The 19,748-nt window shown below is 64.9% G+C and carries 16 protein-coding genes, 1 tRNA gene and 1 other RNA gene; 10 read left to right on the top strand and 8 right to left on the bottom strand.

Translation table 11 applies throughout. The features are described from left to right. Nucleotides 1-485 precede the first annotated feature (485 nt). A complete protein-coding gene (locus LN450_RS17170) occupies nucleotides 486-1,091 on the bottom strand; it encodes a ParB N-terminal domain-containing protein (protein WP_228886437.1) in 606 nt (201 codons plus the stop codon). 213 nt (nucleotides 1,092-1,304) lie between these two features. Further along, nucleotides 1,305-1,544: a helix-turn-helix domain-containing protein gene (locus tag LN450_RS17165; RefSeq protein WP_039417705.1), complete on the bottom strand. Its 240-nt coding sequence runs from the start codon at nucleotides 1,542-1,544 to the stop codon at nucleotides 1,305-1,307. Between the two features lie 177 nt (nucleotides 1,545-1,721). On the opposite strand from LN450_RS17165, the gene yecR reads away from it, so the two are divergent. After that, nucleotides 1,722-2,045 (top strand): YecR family lipoprotein, encoded by a 324-nt coding sequence (gene yecR / locus LN450_RS17160; RefSeq protein WP_157860893.1) that lies wholly within the window; start codon nucleotides 1,722-1,724, stop codon nucleotides 2,043-2,045. A 128-nt stretch (nucleotides 2,046-2,173) separates the two neighbouring features. After that, nucleotides 2,174-2,935, top strand: a complete 762-nt coding sequence (locus LN450_RS17155; RefSeq protein WP_011347762.1) for a hypothetical protein — start codon at nucleotides 2,174-2,176, stop codon at nucleotides 2,933-2,935. Between the two features lie 11 nt (nucleotides 2,936-2,946). Here the strand turns inward: LN450_RS17155 and LN450_RS17150 are convergent, their stop codons facing one another. The 3 genes from LN450_RS17150 to LN450_RS17140 form a co-directional block, all read right to left on the bottom strand. Next, nucleotides 2,947-4,161 (bottom strand): tyrosine-type recombinase/integrase, encoded by a 1,215-nt coding sequence (locus LN450_RS17150; protein WP_011347761.1) that lies wholly within the window; start codon nucleotides 4,159-4,161, stop codon nucleotides 2,947-2,949. A gap of 175 nt (nucleotides 4,162-4,336) precedes the next feature. Continuing rightward, a tRNA-Ala gene (locus LN450_RS17145) sits at nucleotides 4,337-4,412 on the bottom strand. 92 nt (nucleotides 4,413-4,504) lie between these two features. After that, nucleotides 4,505-4,906, bottom strand: coding sequence for an H-NS histone family protein (locus LN450_RS17140; RefSeq protein WP_003485983.1), 402 nt, complete (start codon nucleotides 4,904-4,906; stop codon nucleotides 4,505-4,507). Nucleotides 4,907-5,125: 219 nt separating this feature from the next. Between LN450_RS17140 and LN450_RS17135 the strand changes: the two genes are divergently transcribed. Next, nucleotides 5,126-5,302 (top strand): DUF3606 domain-containing protein, encoded by a 177-nt coding sequence (locus tag LN450_RS17135; protein ID WP_011347760.1) that lies wholly within the window; start codon nucleotides 5,126-5,128, stop codon nucleotides 5,300-5,302. 14 nt (nucleotides 5,303-5,316) lie between these two features. Further along, nucleotides 5,317-7,935 carry a DNA ligase D gene (ligD, locus tag LN450_RS17130; RefSeq protein WP_011347759.1) on the top strand — a complete coding sequence of 873 codons (2,619 nt, stop codon included), beginning with the start codon at nucleotides 5,317-5,319 and terminating at the stop codon, nucleotides 7,933-7,935. Nucleotides 7,936-8,139: 204 nt separating this feature from the next. On the opposite strand, the gene rnd is transcribed toward ligD, so the two are convergent. After that, on the bottom strand, nucleotides 8,140-9,231 hold the full coding sequence (gene rnd, locus LN450_RS17125) for a ribonuclease D (RefSeq protein ID WP_011347758.1): 1,092 nt from the start codon (nucleotides 9,229-9,231) through the stop codon (nucleotides 8,140-8,142). A gap of 207 nt (nucleotides 9,232-9,438) precedes the next feature. Here rnd and LN450_RS17120 point away from each other — a divergent pair. The 3 genes from LN450_RS17120 to LN450_RS17110 all read left to right on the top strand — a co-directional run bounded on the left by LN450_RS17120 (nucleotide 9,439) and on the right by LN450_RS17110 (nucleotide 13,094). Beyond that, nucleotides 9,439-9,514: non-coding RNA, sX9 sRNA (locus LN450_RS17120), on the top strand. Next, the gene (locus LN450_RS17115) at nucleotides 9,509-11,335 is read left to right on the top strand and encodes a formylglycine-generating enzyme family protein (protein WP_267475477.1); all 1,827 of its coding nucleotides are present in this window, start codon (nucleotides 9,509-9,511) and stop codon (nucleotides 11,333-11,335) included. Before LN450_RS17120 ends, LN450_RS17115 begins: the two co-directional genes overlap by 6 nt. A 496-nt stretch (nucleotides 11,336-11,831) precedes the next feature. Then, nucleotides 11,832-13,094, top strand: coding sequence for a virulence factor (locus LN450_RS17110; RefSeq protein WP_011347755.1), 1,263 nt, complete (start codon nucleotides 11,832-11,834; stop codon nucleotides 13,092-13,094). A 292-nt stretch (nucleotides 13,095-13,386) separates the two neighbouring features. Here the strand turns inward: LN450_RS17110 and xseA are convergent, their stop codons facing one another. Both xseA and queG read right to left on the bottom strand, forming a co-directional pair. Then, on the bottom strand, nucleotides 13,387-14,724 hold the full coding sequence (gene xseA, locus LN450_RS17105) for an exodeoxyribonuclease VII large subunit (protein ID WP_011347754.1): 1,338 nt from the start codon (nucleotides 14,722-14,724) through the stop codon (nucleotides 13,387-13,389). Nucleotides 14,725-14,847: 123 nt separating this feature from the next. Beyond that, entirely contained in the window at nucleotides 14,848-15,915 is a 1,068-nt protein-coding gene (gene queG, locus LN450_RS17100) for a tRNA epoxyqueuosine(34) reductase QueG (RefSeq protein ID WP_011347753.1), read from the bottom strand. A 24-nt stretch (nucleotides 15,916-15,939) separates the two neighbouring features. Here queG and LN450_RS17095 point away from each other — a divergent pair, with 24 nt between their 5' ends. Genes LN450_RS17095 through LN450_RS17085 form a run of 3 tightly spaced genes read left to right on the top strand, consistent with a single transcriptional unit; the run spans nucleotide 15,940 to nucleotide 19,694 of the window. After that, nucleotides 15,940-17,427 carry a bifunctional ADP-dependent NAD(P)H-hydrate dehydratase/NAD(P)H-hydrate epimerase gene (locus LN450_RS17095; RefSeq protein WP_011347752.1) on the top strand — a complete coding sequence of 496 codons (1,488 nt, stop codon included), beginning with the start codon at nucleotides 15,940-15,942 and terminating at the stop codon, nucleotides 17,425-17,427. Beyond that, complete coding sequence (gene tsaE, locus LN450_RS17090) at nucleotides 17,424-17,945, top strand: tRNA (adenosine(37)-N6)-threonylcarbamoyltransferase complex ATPase subunit type 1 TsaE (RefSeq protein ID WP_011347751.1); 522 nt, start codon at nucleotides 17,424-17,426, stop codon at nucleotides 17,943-17,945. The genes LN450_RS17095 and tsaE overlap by 4 nt, the downstream gene beginning before the upstream one ends. Before the next feature lie 48 nt (nucleotides 17,946-17,993). Next, on the top strand, nucleotides 17,994-19,694 hold the full coding sequence (locus LN450_RS17085; RefSeq protein WP_011347750.1) for an N-acetylmuramoyl-L-alanine amidase: 1,701 nt from the start codon (nucleotides 17,994-17,996) through the stop codon (nucleotides 19,692-19,694). Nucleotides 19,695-19,748: the final 54 nt, after the last annotated feature.

Genomic DNA, 19,748 nt, shown 5'->3' with positions numbered 1-19,748 from the left:
TGAAATGAGAAAGGCCCGCTGCATGAGATTGCGGCGAGCCTTTGGGTTGGTGTGGTGCCTGCCGTGGGCAGCTTTCCCGGAGGGGGCGGCATGGGGGCGGCTGGGCCTTGGATGGTTGAAGTGACTGCCGCGTAATTTCGCAGCGAAAATCTTGTTTCTTCTCCCGCCGGCAGTGCGGTCAAATCAGGCTGGGGCTGTCAGTTGTCCAGATGTGCCGGTTGCGCTGGGACAGCGGGTGTCCCAATTGGGACAGGGCGTCGTGCTGGGCTGAAGGGAGCAAGAAGCTCCACCGATGCGAGTTGATCTGTGGCACTCACCTCGTCGTTCGCCAGCATCTCAAGCGCTCTGGCGCGCACGGCTGGGGATGAGCCATCCACGAGCTTGACTATGTGGCGCGCAACCCTTTCTGCATCCCGGTCTAGCTGCTGCTGGTCCGAGCTAGGCAGGCTTGTTTGCCAAGGGTTCTTTGCTTCGCGTACATGTCGTCACCTCGGCCAACCCGTGCCGGGATCTATCGCCAGCGTGTGGAACTCTGTAGCGATGACGTGCGGCATATTGGTGAGCATGCTGCTTACCGTACTCTTGCTGATGCCAAATCGAGCGGCGACAGAGCGTAAAGACTCCCCCACACTGGGAAGCTCGATAGCTCCTCGATGCGTTAGATCTGCAAGGTACTGCCAAGCCGCGTCCCGGCGCTGCTCGTTGTGAAGGGCGAGCGATCTGCCAGTGCAGTTGACCAGTTTGGAAACAACCAGGGCAGTTCGCCAATCTAACGCCAGAACACATGCCGGGACTTGCTGTCTGTTTGCTTGTCGGTATGCCTTCAGGCGGTGATGACCATCCACCAGATACAAGCCAGCTTCCACTGGCTCGGCGCTACCAATGTCGGCAAGCCAAATAGGATCGAGCTGCCCATCCTCAGTCGCTTCCAGTACATAGCGAAACGTTACGATGTGTTGCTCGCTGCTTTCCTCGGCTCGCCCTTTGTCCTTGAACGGTATCAAGCGGGCAACACGAGGTTGCAAAGCGTCGTGGGTTCGTATGTCGCCGAGTGGGATCAAGCGAGTGGGAGCATGTTTGAATTGCTTCATTACCGCGTCATATCTCATAGCTGTCTCCTTGTAAGTGGTCATAGGAGACGCGCGCAGTTTCCTGTGCTTACTACTAACCAATGGGAAGCTGCTACTTCTTGGTGCAGAAGGTACGCGCCGACAGAAGATGCCTTCTTCTGCTAGTAGGTGTACCAAAATGACGCAGCCTTCAAGATCAATGACTTGCATAACCGGCTATCGCGGCGGATATGGCTAGGGCTCCCCGGGACTATAGGCCGATGGGGGTTCTAGCAACAAGGTTGGATGCACGCCCAGCGCCTCGGCGAGACGGTAGATGTTCAACAGGGCAATGTTGCGCTGCCCACGCTCGACGCCGCCAAGGTAGCTGCGCGCCAACCCGCTCTCCAAGGCAAGACGTTCCTGGGAGAGTCCCTTGGTCTTACGGACCTCGGCAAGTCGCAGCCCAAACAGGACGCGGGGATCGGTGGGCATCGATTTCTCTGGCATGAGAGAACGATGCAGTTGCAACCTCTATCGGGCCACGCCCTATGAGGGCACCCTCTATGAGTGACATTAGTGTCTGGCTCTTCTATCATTCGTTGGTGGAGCGCTCGGACAGCTCTGCGACTGCCCTGTACAACTAAGGTCCGAATGCCAAGGGGGTTCAGCATGAAATTGAAGTTTTGCGGTTCGGCGGCCGTCGTACTGCTTGTCGGCGCATGTGCCACTCATGCCGACTGGCTGGTAACCAAAGCGAGCCGCGCAGATGGTGTGATTGCGCTTTCCTATGAGCGCAATGAATTCCAGCGCCCTGACCTAAGCGATCAGCAGGCAATCCAACTCGCCGAACAGAAGTGCCGGAATTGGGGCTATAAAGAAGCGGAGCCATTCGGGTCGCAGAGTACTGAGTGCCTATCGCGCCGGGGGTTTGGAAACTGTGGATCAAGGCGCGTGACTGTCGAGTTCCAGTGCATTGGTTCGCTCGGCAAGTAGCTGAGAAAAAACGATACAGATGCACCCGGCTAACAAGTGCGTCTAGAAACGTTGGTCAGAAAAGTCGGCTCGCACTTATAAAATAAACGAAGTGCGCAGTATTTTTTGAAAAAGGACCAGAATATGGAATGCGTGAAGTGAAAATTGCACTTGTTGGCTTTTCGCTCGCTACGTTTCTAGCTTCTCTGTCCGGTCTGGGTTTGCTAGCTACCCTGTCTAGTTGTGATGCAAAAGAGCAGGGAAAGCCCACGAAGGCGCCTCGCACCTTGGAGTCTGCGGCGCAGGTTCAGGATTCGGCGTCGCGTTCTCTTAGCTATTCGTATGGGCCCAATGAGTTGCTGCCAGACGGCACAGGTAAAGAAGTACGAGCCGCTGGGCTAATTAATTGCTCAACGGAGCGCATAAGATCGCATCTCTTGATGCGTTGCTCTTCCGGATCAGGTGTGTTTGAGGGTTTGAGTTACGAGTCAGTTTCAGTCTTGCTTGGGCCGCAGGGCAGCAGGATAGGGGATGGTTCGTGGCGTGTGCCCAAGTTATCTGAAGTTGAGTTTGCCGACTTGGCTTATATGGGCGTCGAATATCTGCTTGGCCCATTGTCTTATCCGCCAAGCCCGGACCCGGAGTTCCGTAATCGCTACGACTATGTGCTGGCAACGCGAGGATGGGTGCCTGACGCCCAGTGTTGGGACAGCGACACGTTTCCCCGGCGTTACTTCAAGCGGAACTCCGACCATATGCTGGTGCTGGCGCCGATCAATGGGTACATGTTGCTATCGCTTTACCGCTCAGAAGCCTCATTGGTTGCTGTGCAGTTTAGCCTGCTCGCCGAATATCATCCGGATGCTGTAAATAAGGTCGAGGCTCTGGCGAGGCGGTCTGCGCCTCGCTGAGCTTCGGTCAATCACGCAGCCTCGTGTATTACGGGCTTCTGGCGCATTGATTTCAGTTCATCTAGGTAGTCGCCCCAAGCCTGCATCATCTTGCGGCGTTCATCCAAATACTGAGCTTGATTGTAGATGCCACGTACGCCAGGCATCTTGTGGGTCAACGCTGCCTCGATTGCATCTGGATTCCAGTCGCCCATTTCATTGAGCAGTGTGCTCGCCATGTGTCGGAAACCATGAATGGTGCTTTCTTCCTTCTCGATGCCGCAGCGCCTCGCGGCAACTAGAATGGCGTTGCCAGACATGTGCTTGCGCGGGTCACGTCCACCAGGGAAAACGAACTCGCCGCGCCCGGTAAGAGGGTGTAGATCGCGCAGGATTTCCACTGCCTGAGTCGAGAGTGCGGCGATATGGGTACGCTTGGTCTTGGTCACAAAGTAACGCCACTGTCCGGCATCAAGGTCTAGTTCCGTCCACCTCATGCGCACAAGCTCGCCGGGTCTGGAGAACAGCAATGGTGCTAGTCGCAGGGCGCTCCTCACCACTGGCCGACTGGTGCTGATGTCGATCTTCCGCAGTAAGGTCGTCGCCTCCTCTGAAGTGGTGGCAGCAGCGAAAGGCATGGAGCGCCAGGGAGTCAATGCTCCCTTGAGTGCGCCCGTAGGATCGGCTTCCGCCCGTCCGGTGCGCACTGCATAGCGGAAGACCGCACCGCAAGTCTGCAAGGCGCGGTGCGCCGTCTCGATTGCGCCTCGCTGTTCGATCCGCTCCAAGTGCTTCAGCAGTTCCGGGGCGGTAATGGCTGCAATGGGGCTGCTGCCGATCCAGGGAAAAATGTCGCTCTGCAAGCGGCGGATGATCTTGTCCGCGTACTGGGTACTCCAATCCTTCTGCTGCTTGGCGAACCACTCGCGGGCGATGACCTCGAAGCTGTTCGCGGCGGCGGCCTCCCCAGCGGCCTTGACGGCCTTCCGCTGTTCGCCGGGGTCGATCTTGGCCGCGAGTAGGCGGCGCGCTTCAGCCAGCCTCTCCCGCGCGTCCGAGAGGCTCACTTCCGGGTAGGTGCCGAACGACAGAGTGTTGCGCTTGCCGGTGACCGGGCGGCGATAGTCGTAGCGCCACCAGCGTGCGCCGTCGGGTCGTAGCAGGAGATACAGGCCGTTGCCGTCGCGCAGCTTCTGGGGCGTAGCGGTGGGTTTCGCTTTACGGATGGCGGTATCGGTGAGAGGCATTGGGCGGCTCCTTGGCGGTAACAGGGTAGGGGATGCCCTCGCTACCGCCAAAATTACCGTCAGCTACCGCCGGATTTGCGCGGTCTCGGCTAGACTGCCTTGGAAACAAAAAAGGCCGGAAAGCCTTATGTCGCAGGGCTTTCTAGCCTCGTTTGCACCGTCTAGGACGGAAAGATGGTGGAGCGGAAGGGGATCGAACCCTCGACCTTCGCGATGCGAACGCGACGCTCTCCCAGCTGAGCTACCGCCCCACGTGCTTCGATTCTACCCACAAGCCGCGCGGTTCGCCAAGCGAAGGGCGCGGCCGACGGTGCGAGGCGGCACTGTCGTGCGGGCTATCGCCTTACTCGCGAACCAGCGGAAACTTGAGGTCCGGGTTCTTGGCCTTCCATTCCTTGTACGACACCGACCCTTCCCAGGCAGCGAAAGCCTTCGGCGTGCGGCCACGACCGGACCAGGTTTCGCCGGTGTGCGGTAGCTCGTACTTGGGCTTCACTTCGCTGCGGCCGCTCTTGACCACTTCCTTGCGCGCGGCAGTGGTGCCCAGGTAAGCGGCAATGTCGTTGCGCTGCTTGGTGTTGAAGTGACCGGCGAACTGCTCGAGCAGCGAAACGATGGTGGCATGCGCAGAGGATGCCTCGCTCGCGCGCTCGGTTTTCTCCTGTTCTTCCAGCTTCTGCAATTCGTCCAGCAGCTTGGCTTTGGCTTGCGCGATGGAATCCAGTTTCGAAGAGGTATTGCTCACAGAGGTATGGCCTCGGAATAAGAGTGGACACGCCGCCCGAAGGGCGCGCGGCATTATGGCATGTGGCCCGGGAGCGGCCGTTGTGGAACAGGGGCTTGCACATGGCGTGAACAGGGCTTTCACGACGCCTGTTCGAACGCTTTCGCATTGTCGCTACGGGCGCTGCTGGGCCGAAGGCTCACGTTAGCAGACCCGACCACGACGATACAGGAGCATGTCATGAGTGACGACAAACGCAACGTCGGTTCGCCAGACCGCGACCGCATCAACGTCAATGAAGCCTATGAGCTGCAGTACTGGACCAAGACCCTGGGCGTCAGCGCCGAGCAGTTGCGCGCGGCCGTGCAGAAGGTGGGGCCAATGGCCGCCAGCGTACGCCAGCACCTGGGCAAATAAGCGGAAGGTCTGTCATGAGCCTGAGCGAATATCGCCGCAAGCGCAGCTTCAACAAGACCCGCGAGCCGGAGCCGGGCAAGGCCCTGCCGCCGGGGCAGCGTGCGATCTTCGTGGTGCAACTGCACCACGCCAGCCGCCGCCATTACGACTTTCGCCTGCAGGTGGGCGATGCGCTCAAGAGCTGGGCGGTGCCGAAGGGGCCCAGTTACGACCCCAAGGTCAAGCGCATGGCAGTGGAGGTGGAAGACCACCCGGTCGATTACGCCAGTTTCGAGGGCGAGATTCCCAAAGGCGAATACGGCGGCGGGCATGTGGCGCAGTTCGATCATGGCGTATGGGCCACCGCGGGCGACCCCGAAGCGCAGTTGGCCAAGGGACATCTGCGCTTTGAGTTGTTCGGCAACAAGCTCAAGGGCGGCTGGCATCTGGTGCGCTCGGGCAAGCCGGCGCGGCAGCCGCAGTGGCTGCTGTTCAAGGACGACGATGCCTACGCCGTCACGTTGGAGGCCGATGACCTGCTGGCCGACGTCGCTGCCGCGCCTGCCGAGGATGTACGCCGCGCAGGCGCCGGCAAGACCCAGCGCAAGGCGCTGACGACCGTACCGCCGCTGGCGGCGAAGAGGCGTGGTACCTGGGCAAAACAGGCGCTGGCGCTGAGCAACGCACGTCGCGCCCAGATGGAAGATGCCCCGTTCGCACCACAGCTGGCCAAGCTGGGGCAGTCCCCGCCAGAAGGAGCGCAATGGCTGCATGAAATCAAATGGGACGGTTATCGCATCCTGGCCACTGTGACCGACGGCAATGTGAGGCTATGGTCGCGCAATGCATTGGAATGGACCGACAAGACGCCGGAAATTGCCGATGCCATCCGGTCGCTGGGCCTGCGCAGCGCGCAGCTCGATGGCGAACTGATCGCCGGACGCGGCACCAAGGACGACTTCAACCTGCTGCAGGCCACCTTGTCCGGCGAACGCCAGGTGCCGCTGGCGCTGGCGGTATTCGACCTGCTGCATGTGGACGGGGTGGACATCAGCGAGGCGCCGCTGCGCGAACGCAAGCGGCTGTTGCAGCAGGTGCTGGAGGCTGCACCTCACACGCATCTGGCCTATAGCTCGCACGTCGAAGGCGATGGCACCGAGGCATTCCGGGTGGCCGGGCAACAGCACTTCGAAGGCATCATTTCCAAGCGCGCAGATCGCCCGTATCGCGATGGGCGTAGCGACGATTGGCGCAAGACCAAGCAACTGGCCAGCCAGGAGTATGCGGTGGTCGGCTACACCGCGCCCAAGGGCAGCCGCAGTGGCTTCGGCTCGCTGTTGCTGGCCACGCCGGACCCGGTGCATGGCTGGTTGTACGTGGGCCGTGTGGGCTCCGGGTTCTCCGATGCCTTGATGCGCGAGGTCACCCCGCAACTGGAAGGTGGCGGGCGCAAACCCACCGCGCATATTCCCACCGAAGACACCGACCTGCGCGGCGCCACCTGGTTTGCGCCGCGCTTTGTGGTGGAGGTGTTCTATCGCGGCATTGGTGGGCAACAGTTGTTGCGCCAGGCATCGTTCAAGGCGCTGCGCCCGGATAAGCGCATTGCCGATCTGGCCGACAGCGATGCCGGAAATGGCCCGGCTACACCGTCCTCTGCCAGGCGTTCGGCAACAACGCGTGCTGCCAAAGACGCAGCAACGCAGGTGCCCAAACGTGCAGCGACGCGGGCAACAGCGCCTGCGCGCAAATCTGCGGTTGCCACACCTTCCTCGGCTGCGCTGCCGACGCTGTCCAGCCCGACCAAGCTGATCTACCCGGATATCCGCGCGACCAAGGGCGATGTCTGGGACTATTACCAGGCGGTGATGGACCACCTGTTGCCGCAGATCGTGGGACGGCCGCTGTCCATCATCCGCTGCCCCAGCGGCGCGGAAAAACCGTGTTTTTTCCAGAAGCACCATACTGCCGGCCTCGAGCGTGTGAGCTCGGTCAAGCTGACCGAAGAGACCGGAACCAACGCGTATTACCTGGTGGTCGAAGACGCGCCTGGCCTGCTGGAACTGGTGCAATTCAATGCGTTGGAATTCCACCCCTGGGGCTCGCATGCGGACCGCCCGGACGTGGCCGACCGGGTGGTCTTCGATCTCGATCCGGGCCCGGACGTGCCGTTTGCCGAGGTCAAACGCGCGGCCAACGATATTCGCAAGCTGCTGGCGCAGCTTGAGCTGGAATCGTTCCTGCGTGTGTCTGGCGGCAAGGGGCTGCACGTGGTGGTGCCCCTAAACCCCGGCTGCGATTGGGAGGTGACCAAGCGTTTCGCCAAGGGATTTGCCGATGCCCTGGCGCAGGCGCAGCCGCAGCGGTTCATCGCCACTGCCACCAAGCGGCTGCGCAACAAGCGCATCTTCGTGGACTACCTGCGCAACGGCCGTGGCGCCACTGCGGTTGCGTCCTATTCGTTACGCGGCCGCCCGGGGGCGCCAGTCGCGTTGCCGCTGGCGTGGTCGGACCTGTCCAAGCTGCAGCGCGCCGATGCATTCACCTTGCGCGATGTCCCGGAGAAGCTGCGCCGTCGGCGCAAGGACCCCTGGGCAGACATGGACGGCATCCGGCAAAACCTGGCGCGCTGGGCAGAACAGGACCAGGACTGATGTGATGCGACGCAGAGAATGCCGGCGTCGCCGCCGCGCGGGCGCGACCGGTAGCGAAATCGCCGTGCGACGCAGGCGCTTCGCAAGGTCCTCACGCCTTCCAATACTGCTTGCGAGGCGGTCTTCGCCGGCTCGGCGCCGCCTGTCCGCATCTGACGAAGAGCCCGCATCGCTGCGGGCTTCTGTGCCATCACCGCCGCAATCCTACGCCGCAGTGTCGTCCAGCAGCGGCATCAGCTGTGATTCCAGCAGGGCACGACGCCATTGGCCCAGCGCCGCAGGCCAGCTGCGTTGTTCCATCAGGGTTTCCAGGTGGCGGCGCGAGGCCAGCAGGCCGTCCGGCAGGCCGAGTTCGCGGCTACGCTGCGCCACGGCGTCCTGCAGCCGTTTGAGTACGGCCTTGTTGCCGTCGGTGGCGGCCTGCGCCAGCGGCGCGTGCTCTTCATCCGGCAGCGGGATGTTGAGTGCATCCCACACCGCGTTGGCAAGCTTGCGCGGCGCCTTGGGGAATTTATCGAACTGGCGCAGCAAGGCTTCCAGATCGGCGGGCGGAAACCGCGCCAGCTGGCTGGCCAGCTCGTTGTCCAGGATCCAGCTGCGCGGGCGATCGCTCTGCCGCGCCTGCAGGTCGCGCCAACGCAGCAGCCGCAGCAGGCGTCGTTGCGCGGCCGGTTCCAGGAACTGTGCGGCACGCAGGCTCACATGCGGCCAGCGCTCGCCATCGTCGTGCTCCACCGTGGCGAGCAGGCGCTCGGCATCTTCGGCCAGCCACTCCAGACGGCCCTGCTCGGCGAGGCGGCGGGTGAGCGCGTCGTGGATCGCAAACAGATAGCGCACGTCGTCGGCGGCATATTCCAGTTGCGCCGGCGACAGCGGGCGACGCATCCAGTCCGAGCGTGTCTCGCCCTTGGTCAGCAAGGTGCCGGTGACTTCCTGCACCAGTTTCTGGTAGCCCATGCCGCCGCCGACACCGGCTAGGGCCGCGGCGATCTGGGTGTCGAACAACGGCCGCGGCAAGGCGCCACACGCGCATTTGAACGTGACCAGGTCTTCGCTGGCGCTATGCATCACCTTGACGATGTCGGGGGCGGTCAACCACTCCTTGAGCGCCGCGTTCATGCCGGGGATCAGCGGGTCGATCAGCAGGATCTCATCGCCGATGGCCATCTGCACCAGGGCCAGCTGCGGCCAGTAGGTGCGCTCGCGAATGAATTCTGTATCCAGGCCGATGCGCGACGGTCGCGCTGCCTGCAGGCGGTCAGTCAGCTCGGAGGGGTGGATGATCCAATGGGGCACGTGATTTCCGTCGGCGGCAAGGGTTTGCGCAGAGCGCGCAGAATAGCCTAACGTCGCGATCGCCTGTCGTGCGGCAGAGCACTGGAAGGAGCAGGTGGTGGGTGAGTGCGGTGACCGGATGGCAGCGTGGGCAATGGTCGCGCTGAGGGCGACTGGCAAAATTCCTGCGCAGCCAGCAGGCGGGCGCGGCCGCGGTGCGGAATCGGCATCTGGCACGCCTACGCTCCGGTTCCTGCGCGCCCGCCTTGCCCGCCCGAGCGCTGCTCGCTGCGTTTTGTTGGCCGCTCTTAGCCTGTGCGCCTGTTCGCGCACGCCCACGCCCGCGCCTGCGGTCGCGCCGCAACCGGCACCTGCCGCCGTGCCGAGCAAGCCGAACGTTTCCATCGGTGGCGAAGAATCCGCCGAAACCGTGGCGCAATGGCAACCGCCGGTGGTGGAGTTGGGCGACGAGCCCCTGGCGCAGGTGCGCAAGCGTGCCGACCAGGCATTGCGGGAAGACCGCCTGTATCGCGACGCCGGTGATGCGATCCCGTTGTATCTGGCGATCCAGCAGCGCGCCGGTGGCAAGGATGCAGCCAGCCGGCGTGGCCTGGAGCAGGCGCGTGACCGGTTGCTCGAACGCGGCGCGGCGCTGATCGCACAAACCGAGCGCCAGGATGACGCGTTGGAGCAGGCGCGTGAGGTGGCCTTCGTCGCGCTTGCCCTTGCGCCACAGGACCCGAAGGTGCGCGCACTGCAGCGCGAGGTGGAAACCGCGCAGCGCGTGCTGGCGTTCAACCGCGCCGGCGAAGAAGACCTGCGCGGCGGGCGGCTGGGCGAAGACGGCAATGGCGCGCTGGTGAATTTTCGCGATGCCGCGCAATTGGATCCCGACAACCCGCGCACCCGGCAGGGCCTGGCCGCCGTGGAAAGCGGCCTGCTGGAGCGCGCCGAACGGGCGGCGCAGGCGAGCGACTTCATCGGTGCCCGTTACTGGCTGCAGATGGCGGGGCAGGTACGCGATCGTGCGCCGACCATCGCCGATGCGCGCGCGCGGGTGGAACGCGTGCGCCGGGCGCAGATCGCGGCGTTGCACGACGCCGGTCTGCACGATCTGACCTCGCCGCGCGGGCTCAAGGCGGCCGGCGAGAAGCTTGCCGAAGTGTTGCGCATCGCCGACCCCGGAGACCCAGTGGCCGGCGATCTGCGCCGCCGGCTGGAACTGGCCACGCATTACGGCAGCTTCCGTCCCGGGCAGGTGTTCACCGACGGGCTCAAGGTCGGCGGGCGCGGGCCGCAGATGATCGTGGTGCCGCATGGCGCATTCCAGATGGGAGCCGGCGATGCGGAGCCGGGCGCTTCCGACAACGAGCGCCCCGCCCATTACGTGCGCTTCGCACGCGGCTTTGCGTTGTCGATCACCGAGGTCACGGTTGCCGAGTTCCGCCAGTTCGTCGATGCCACCGGCGCACGCCCGCGTGCCACCCGGCGTGGGCATTCGGTGGTTTACGACGAGCGCAGCGGCAACTTCATCCGCCGCAGCGGCGTGGATTGGCAGTCCGACTACAACGGCGCCCAGGCCGCGCCCAACAGCCCGGTGATGCACGTCAGCATTCGCGACGCCGAAGCGTATGCGAGCTGGCTGTCGGAACAGACCGGCCGCCATTACCACGTGCCCAGTGAGGCCGAGTTCGAGTATGCGGTCCGTGCCGGCACCACCGGACGTTACCCGTGGGGCAACGCGGGCTCGCCGCCGGCCGACGCCGGTAATTTCACCGGCGGCAACGACGTTTCGCGCAGCGGCCGGCACTGGAACAACGGCTTCGTCGGCTACGGCGATGGCTTCTGGGGTCCGGCGCCGGTCGGCAGTTTTCGCGCCAACGCCTGGGGTCTGCACGACATGGGCGGCAACCTGAGCGAATGGGTGGCCGACTGCTGGCACGCCAGCTACCGGCGTGCACCGGCCGATGGCGCTGCCTGGTACAACCCGGGCTGCCGGCAACGCATGATCCGTGGCGGCAGCTGGGCCAATTCGCCGCAGCAGACGCGCGCGGCCTGGCGGCAGTCGCAGGACTCGGACACCACCAGTGCCCGTATCGGCTTTCGCGTGGCACGCGGAATCTAGCGACGACCTACGGCGGATGGGCGCGTCGATCGTGCGGTTCGTGACTGCAGGCTTCGGCTTGCCGTCGCTGTCGCCGCGAGCGCTTTCGGCTCGGCCCTAAAATCTGGGGACGCCTTGGCGGGGGCGTGTTCGCTCCGACAGAGTCGGCTCGGGGCGCGGCTAGGCGAGAAAGGCATCTGTCGTGCACGACGAGAAACACTGCCGAAAGAGCGCTGCAGTCGCGCGAGCGCCTCTGGGGATCGAGGACCCGCGGACGGCGGGCGCTTCCATCCAGCAACGTTCCGAGGACGACGAACGCAAGCGAAATTTCCGAGGCGGCAATCCCCGGCCGTTAGCGGTGCAGTGGGCGCTTGCAGGCGATGCGCCGCGCTGACCAAGCGTTGTGCGCAAGGTGGGGTTCAGTTGGCTTAACAGCGATGAACACCGCGTGCATACGCAGTGAAACCGGCCGTGTCTGCTGTGGTCAAATCGCAACCGCTATCAAGGGACTGCCGTCATGGGCATGGGGATCAAAATGTTTCGTTGGGTGATTGCGATCTTGCTGATCGGCGGCAGCGGCTATGCCGTGGCGCGGCATCTGCAGGACAGTAATACGGCTGGGCATTACGGCTCGGTCGAAGTTCTCCGCCCGGAAGGGACGCCCAAGGCGATGGTGATCCTGCTGCCCGACAGCGCTCATCCGCAAGACAGCCAGAAGCTGGCTGACCTGCTGAGCGACGATGGCGCGCTGGTGGCAGTGGTCGACACCGCAAACTATCGTGAACACGTGCGCTCGCACCAAGCCGCCTGCAGCTCGCTGGCCGACGATGCCGAGCGACTGGGCAAGAAATTGTTGCGCGCCGAACACGTCGATGCGTTCCTGCCGCCGGTGCTGGTGGGGCAGGGCGATGGCGCGGTGCTGGCGCGTCAGGCGGTGGCCTCGGCCGCGCCCGACGTATTGGGCGGCGCGGTGGTTGCCGACGCCGGCACCAAGGATCCAGGCCTGGCGTGCTCGCGCGATCTGCCCAATGCCAGTCAGGGCTTCCTGGACGATCTGGCCGATGCATCCAGCCCGATGCAGATCGCAGCGGCCACACGCGGGCACTTCCTGGCTGCGCAGTCGCAGGGCCTGGGCGACCTGCCGCTAGTGGAACTCCACGCACCTGGCAGCGACCGTTTGGTGGTGATGTTGTCCGGCGATGGCGGCTGGCGCGAGCTGGATAAAGGCATTGCCGCGCAGTTGCAGCAGCAGGGCGTGTCGGTGGTGGGCTGGAATAGCCTGCGCTACTTCTGGGGCAGCCGCACGCCGCAGCAGGTCGGGGCGGATCTGGATCGGGTGATGGCCAGCTATCGCCAGCGCTGGCATATCCAGCACGTCGCCCTTGTTGGGTACTCGTTCGGTGCCGATGTGTTGCCGTTCGCCTATCCGGAACTGTCGCCCCAGCAACGCGCTTCGGTGCAGTTCGTCAGCCTGCTCGGCCTGGGCCACGAGGCCGACTTCAAGGTGCGCGTCGGTGGCTGGCTGGGCTGGCATAACGACGCCGAGCGCGATGTGGAGCCGGCCATCCAGGCGTTGGACGCGCACCGCCTGCAATGCATCTACGGCGACGAAGAAAAGGACACGCTGTGCCCGGAGCTGCGCGCACGTGGCGTGCAGGTGCTGGCGCGTCCGGGTGGGCATCACTTCGACCACGATCCGGTGGTGCTGGCCAATCTGCTGATGGAGGGCTGGCAGCATGCAGCGCGGACGCCGATCGCGGAAACAGCGAGCCGCTCCTGAAGCCGCTTGCAACCGACGAAGCGTTGCATAACGTTTTCTGGAGCGGTTGATCGACAAGCGGTGATCGCCAATGAGCACCTTCCTGCGAAGGTGCTCAACGTTGAAGTGCTGCTGGCGGCCCTGCTCCAGCGAAATCGCGGACTCGCCCGGCCCTGTGGCGTGTTTCGAAGGCGCTCTCTGGCACCGCGCCTATCCTTGTGGCACTCCGTGCAATGGGCACCTTCGAAGAGTTCATGTCAGCGCTCGGCGCCGGCCTTGCTGCAGGAGCCACGGCGCTGCGCATGGCTTGCGGTCAGCTTTCGCCAGACTCCACACGCACCTGGATGCTGCCATCGGCCAGCTGCGCGCGCAGGCGTTCGCCCGTGACCACCTCGGCGGCGCTGCGCACCACGCTGCCGTCGGCAGGGCGGGTCACGATGGCGTAGCCGCGCGCGACTGTGGCCAGCGGGCTGACCGCTTCCAGCGAGCGTGCAATGCTGCGCAGTTGCAGCTGATCATGCTGCAGGCGGCGTTGCATCGCCGCCTGCGGGTGCAGTGCCCGCAGGCGTTGCTGCAAGCCGGCCAGCTGGCGTTGCGGGTTGTGTGCTTGCAGCTGCGCTTGCCCCTGCTGCACACGCGCCTGCAAGCGTTCGAGCACCTGCATCATGCGCGCACGCAGCTGGCGACCGGCGTCTTGCTGGCGGCGATGGAGCAGTTGCAGGCGCGCCTGCGGGCTCTGCGCACGCAGGCGCAGTGCCAGTCTGTCTGCGCGTTGCATGGCATTGCCCAAGGCGTGTTGCTGCAGTTGGGTCATGCGTGCCTGCGCACGCCGCACGCGCGCGACCAGCTCGCGTTGATCGGGCACCAGCAATTCGGCCGCGACCGAGGGCGTGGGCGCACGCACGTCGGCCACGAAATCGCTGAGGCTGAAGTCGGTCTCGTGGCCGACTGCAGACACCACCGGCGTCTGCGCGGCGGCGATCGCGCGCGCCAGGCGTTCGTCGTTGAAGGCCCACAGATCTTCCAGCGAGCCGCCACCGCGGGTGATCAGGATGACGTCGTAGCGCCCGGAAGCATCGGCGCGTTGCAGCAGTGAGGTGATCTGTGCGGCAGCGCTGTCGCCTTGCACCAGCGAGGGCAGTAGATCCACTTCGAGCAGCGGAAAACGCCGCGCCAGCACGCTGAGCACATCGCGCACCGCCGCGCCGCTGGGCGAGGTGATCACCGCCAGCCGCTGCACATGCGCAGGCAGTGCCTGCTTGCGCTCGGCATCGAACAGGCCTTCGGCGGCAAGACGCGCGCGCAGTTCGTCGAAGGCGCGACGCAGGGCGCCTTCGCCGGCTTCTTCCATATGGTCGAGCACCAGCTGATAGTCGCCGCGTGCTTCGTACAGGGTCAGGCGCCCGCGCGCGAGCACGCGCAGGCCTTCGCGCGGCTGAAATTTCAGCCAGGTGCTCTTGGGCTTGAACATCGCGCAGCGGATCTGCGCGCGCGCATCCTTGAGTGTGAAATACAGATGTCCCGACGCGGGACGGGTGACGCTGCTCAGTTCGGCTTCCACCCACACCAGCGGGAAGCTGCCTTCCAGCAGGTCGCGCGCCAGTGAATTGAGCTGGCTGGGAGTGAGGATCTGATCGTTGCGGTCGGCCATCGCTGCATTATCCCGTAACGACGACGGTCATGGGTGATCGGCTGCGAATGCCGATGCCGCCGGTGGCTGCGCCGATCGCGTGCACGTGCAGGCCGCAGCTGCTGCATGCGCGACGCGTGCGGGTCAGAGGTCGTGTTGCGCCAGCGCCCAGCCAACGTGTTCGCGCACCAGCGCCGAGTCGTCGTGGCGACGCGCTTGCAGTGCGGCCAGGACCTCTGGCGTGCCAGGCGCATTGCCCAGGCCCACGGCAATATTGCGCAGCCAGCGCTCGTGTCCGCTGCGGCGGATCGGGCTACCCTCGGTGCGGCGCAGGAACTCGTCCTCGTTCCAGGCGAACAACTGCGGCAGCGTGGCCACGTCCAGGTCGTTGCGGGCGCGGAAATCGGCTTCGTCGGTGCGCTTGGCGAACTTGTTCCAGGGGCAGATCAGCTGGCAGTCGTCGCAGCCGAAGATGCGGTTGCCGATCGGCTTGCGCATGTCTTCGGGAATTGCGCCGTCGTGTTCGATGGTGAGGTATGCGATGCAGCGGCGCGCATCCAGCCGGTAGGGGGCGATGATGGCTTGCGTCGGGCAGATATCGATGCAGCGCGTGCAGGTGCCGCAATGCGCGGTGGCGGGCGTGTCGATCGGCAGTGGCAGGTCGAGGTAGATCTCGCCGAGAAAGAACCACGAGCCACCATGACGATCGATCAGGCAGGTGTGTTTGCCGATCCAGCCCAGACCGGCATTGCGTGCCAATGCGCGCTCCAGCACCGGCGCCGAATCGACGAACACGCGGAACCCGAATGGGCCGATTTCGCCCTGGATGCGCTCGGCGAGCTTCTGCAGCCGGTTGCGCATCAGCTTGTGATAGTCGCGCCCCAGCGCATAGCGCGCCACATAGGCGCGGTTGCCGTCGTGCAAGGTGTTCCAGGCTTCGGTGTCGTCCTTGCGGCCGTAATCCATGCCAACCGACAACACGCGCAGGGTGCCGGGAACCAGTTCCTGCGGGCGCGAGCGTTTATCGCCGTGCTGGGCCATCCAGTGCATGGTCCCGTACAGGCCTTCTTCCAGCCAGCTGCGCAGATGCACCTCGTCCTCGCCCAGCTCAATGCCGGTGATGCCGCACCGTTGAAAGCCGGCTTCGCGCGCAAGCACGCGAATGCGCGCAGCGGCATCGGCAGGGTCGGGGTGGGCAAGGGCGGCAGACATGGCGACAAGTATAGAATTCCCTGCATGTACGCACCGCTCGATCTTTACGACACCACCGCCGCGCGCACGCTCGATGCGCAGGCCACCACGCTGCTCGGCGGCGACGGCTACACCCTGATGCAACGCGCCGGGCAGGCGGCCTGGCAGTGGTTGCTGGAGCGCTGGCCGAAGGCGCGCCGCATCGTGGTGGTCTGCGGCACCGGCAACAATGGGGGCGACGGCTATGTACTGGCGCGCCTGGCACACCGCGCAGGGCGTCAGGTGCGCGTGGTGCACCTGCCCGAACACGGCCCCGGCTCGGATCTGGCGCAGCGCGCCTGTACCGACTACCTCGCCGTCGGTGGGGCAATCGAATTGTTTCCGTGTCCGCTGGCGCAGGCCGATGTGATCGTCGATGCGCTGTTCGGCATCGGCCTGAATCGCGCACCCGATGATGCAACCGCCGCCCTGATCGACGCCATCAACGCGGCAGGCGTGCCGGTGTTTGCGCTGGATGTGCCCAGCGGCATCGATGCCGACCATGGGGTGGCTTTCGGTGCGGCGGTACGCGCAGCACTGACCTTGCAGTTCATCGTGCCGCATGTGGGGCTCTACACCGGCGATGCGCTGGAACATGCCGGCAAGCGTCAGATCGCCGCGCTGGAGGTGCCGGTTTCAGCGTTCGACGGGCTCACGCCAGCCGCACACAGTTGGAATGGCGAGGCACTTGCGGCGCAATTGCGCCCGCGTCGCCGCAACACGCACAAGGGCGAATCGGGGCGGGTGCTGTGCGTGGGCGGCAATCTCGGCAGCGGTGGCGCGATCATGCTGACCGCCGAAGCGGCGTTGCGCAGCGGCGCCGGGTTGGTGCAGGTCGCAACGCGCGCCGAGCATGTCACGCCGCTGCTGGCGCGCTGCCCCGAAGCGATGGTGCGTGCCGTGCAGGCCGATGACGACATCGCCACATTGGCCGAGGCGGCAGATGTAGTCGCGCTCGGGCCCGGGCTAGGGCAGGATGCCTGGGCGCAGGCGTTGTGGCGTGCGGCGCTGGGCGCCGCTAAGGCGGTGGTGATCGATGCCGATGGGCTGAATCTGCTGGCCTCCACCGACGTTGCAGCGCATGGTCCGCGCATCTTGACGCCACATCCGGGCGAAGCCGGTCGTCTGCTTGGCCTTTCGACCCGACAGATTCAGCGCGATCGTCCGGCTGCTGCCGCTGCACTCGCAAAACGCTACGACGCCGTGGTGGTGCTCAAGGGCGCCGGCACCGTGGTCGCGTCGCCAGGTCACTTGCCGCGCATCATCGATGCGGGCAATCCCGGCATGGCGGTCGGCGGGATGGGCGATCTGTTGACCGGCGTCATCGCGGCTTTGCTGGCGCAGGGCTTCTCGCCGTTCGATGCCGCCAGCCTTGGCGCCTTGTTGCACGCCTGTGCCGGCGATGCGGCCGCGCACGCAGGCGAGCGCGGCCTGCTGCCCACCGACCTGCTTGCCGAGCTGCGCCGCCTCGCCAACGCTGGAGCCATCGCATGATCGACCTCAACGGACAACTGCACGACGTGCAGGCCACCGAAACCCTGGGCCAGGCGCTGGCCGCAGTGCGACCGGCCAGCGCGGTGGTGCAGTTGCATGGCGACCTGGGCGCGGGCAAGTCCACGCTCGCGCGCGCGCTGTTGCGCGCACTCGGTGTCACCGGGCCGATTCGCAGCCCCACCTACACCTTGGTCGAACGCTATCCGCTGGCAACCGGCGATGAAGCCTGGCACCTGGACCTGTACCGCATTGGCCATGCCGGCGAGCTGGATTTTCTCGGGCTCGACGAGGGCAGTGCGAGCTTGTGGCTGGTCGAATGGCCGGAGCGCGGTGCTGGCGTGCTGCCGCCAGTCGATCTGGACGTTGAACTGGCCGTGGCTGGCGAAGGCCGCAGCGTTCGGTTGCTGGGCCGCAGTGCGATCGGGCATGCCTGGATGGAAAGGCTGTCACGGCAGCCCCAGTTGCAGGCCCTTTTGCCGCCGCACGAGAAGAATGAACGCCAGGTTATGGATTATTAAGGGAAATTGCCTTGCAATTCACACAGTTGGATGCTTGAATCCAGCGCCATGACACCGGGGATCCGCCAGTTCTGTCTTTCCGCCCTGACCGCCAGCTTGAGCCTGGCGGTTTTTGCTGCATGGGGCGGCGAAATCAAGGGGGTTGGCGTCAGTACCGGGGCCACCGGGACCCGTGCAGAAATTCAACTGGCCGGCAGCGGCGGCTTCAAAACGCTCTCGCTGGCGAACCCGACGCGCCTGGTTGTCGATTTTCCCGAATCCTCGGGCATGCGCGGTCTCAAGCTGCCGTCCGCTGCCGGATTGGTGACTTCGGTACGCACCGGTCAGCCGGTGCCTGGCACATTCCGTGTGGTGTTCGAACTGGCAACGCCGGTGACGCCGCTCAAGCCGCAGATGCAGACGCTGGGTAGCGTGTCGACATTGGTGATCGAATGGCCTGGCGATCCGGCGCCGGCGGCGGCCTCCGCCGTTGCTGCGGCTGTACCGACGGCAGCCCCGGCGCCGCGTCCGCTCAATGCGCAGGCCGAAGCTGCACGCGCAACGGCAGCCCTGGCCGCATCTGCGCAACGTGCCTCCTCGGTGCCGCCGTCCCAGCCGTCGACTGCGCCGCCTGCACCGTCTGTGCCGGCATCGGCGATGCCCACTGTCACTCAGGCCCCGGTACCGACCACTGTCGCTACCGGTGTGCCGACGCCTCGGCCTGCCACCTCCGGTGCACCAGCGCCGACCGGCGTTACCGGCAACACGCCGAACCGTGCCACCGGGGCCGCTGCCAACGTCACGTCCGGCGCGGTGGTGGCGGGCAGCAGCGCATCTGCAGCTGCCATCTTGAATGGCGGCAGCGCACCGATGGGCGCAACGTCCGGTAATGCCGCGGCAAATGCCCCCAATAGCGCCTCGAGCGCGGTGGCTGCTGCAGGCGACGACGACCTGCCGCCGCGCCCCGTGCTGCCAAGCGAAGCGTCGCGGGTCAAGATGGCGCCGGGCATGCGGCCGTTGATCGTGGCGATCGACCCGGGCCACGGCGGCCAGGACCCGGGCGCCATGGGTCCCACCGGCAAGCGCGAGAAGGACGTCACCCTGGCGGTCGGCCGTGAACTGGCACGCCAGGTCAACGCCACGCCGGGCATGAAGGCCTACCTGACCCGCGATACCGACGTGTTCATTCCGTTGCCGATGCGTGCGCAAAAAGCCCGCGCCGCCAAGGCCGACATCTTCATTTCCATCCACGCCGACGCCGCCGAAAACCGCAGCGCCACCGGCTCCTCGGTGTACGTACTGTCGACCAAGGGAGCCTCGTCGCAACGTGCGCGCTGGCTGGCCGACAAGGAAAACGCGGCAGATCTAGTTGGCGGCGTGCGCCTGCAGCAGACCGAAAGCACCTTGGCCAACGTGTTGCTGGACCTGGCTCAGAGCGGCCATATGAAGGCCTCCGAAGATGCCGCCGGCCATGTGCTTGGAGGATTGAAGCGCATCGGCAACAACCACAAGCCGCAACTGGAACGCGCCAACTTCGCGGTGCTGCGTACCTCCGACATGCCGGCAATGCTGGTGGAAACCGCCTTCATTTCCAATCCGGACGAAGAACGCCGCCTGATCGATCCGGCTTATCAGCGCAAGATCGCTGGCGCCGTGCTGGACGGCATCGATACCTTCTTTACCCGCCAACCGCCGCCAGGCACGTTGTTCGCAGCACGTGCGCAAGCCGAAGCCGATGCAGTCAGCACCGTGGCCGGCGGCAGCCGCTGACCCGCTCGGCTATCATTCCGCACTGATTCCTTAGATGACGGCGACTGTGCGCCG

It is taken from the genome of Xanthomonas euvesicatoria pv. euvesicatoria (assembly GCF_020880415.1).
Taxonomy (GTDB): Bacteria; Pseudomonadota; Gammaproteobacteria; order Xanthomonadales; family Xanthomonadaceae; genus Xanthomonas; species Xanthomonas euvesicatoria.
Note: the sequence above shows the minus strand (reverse complement) of the source record. Positions and strands in the feature narration are given on the sequence as shown.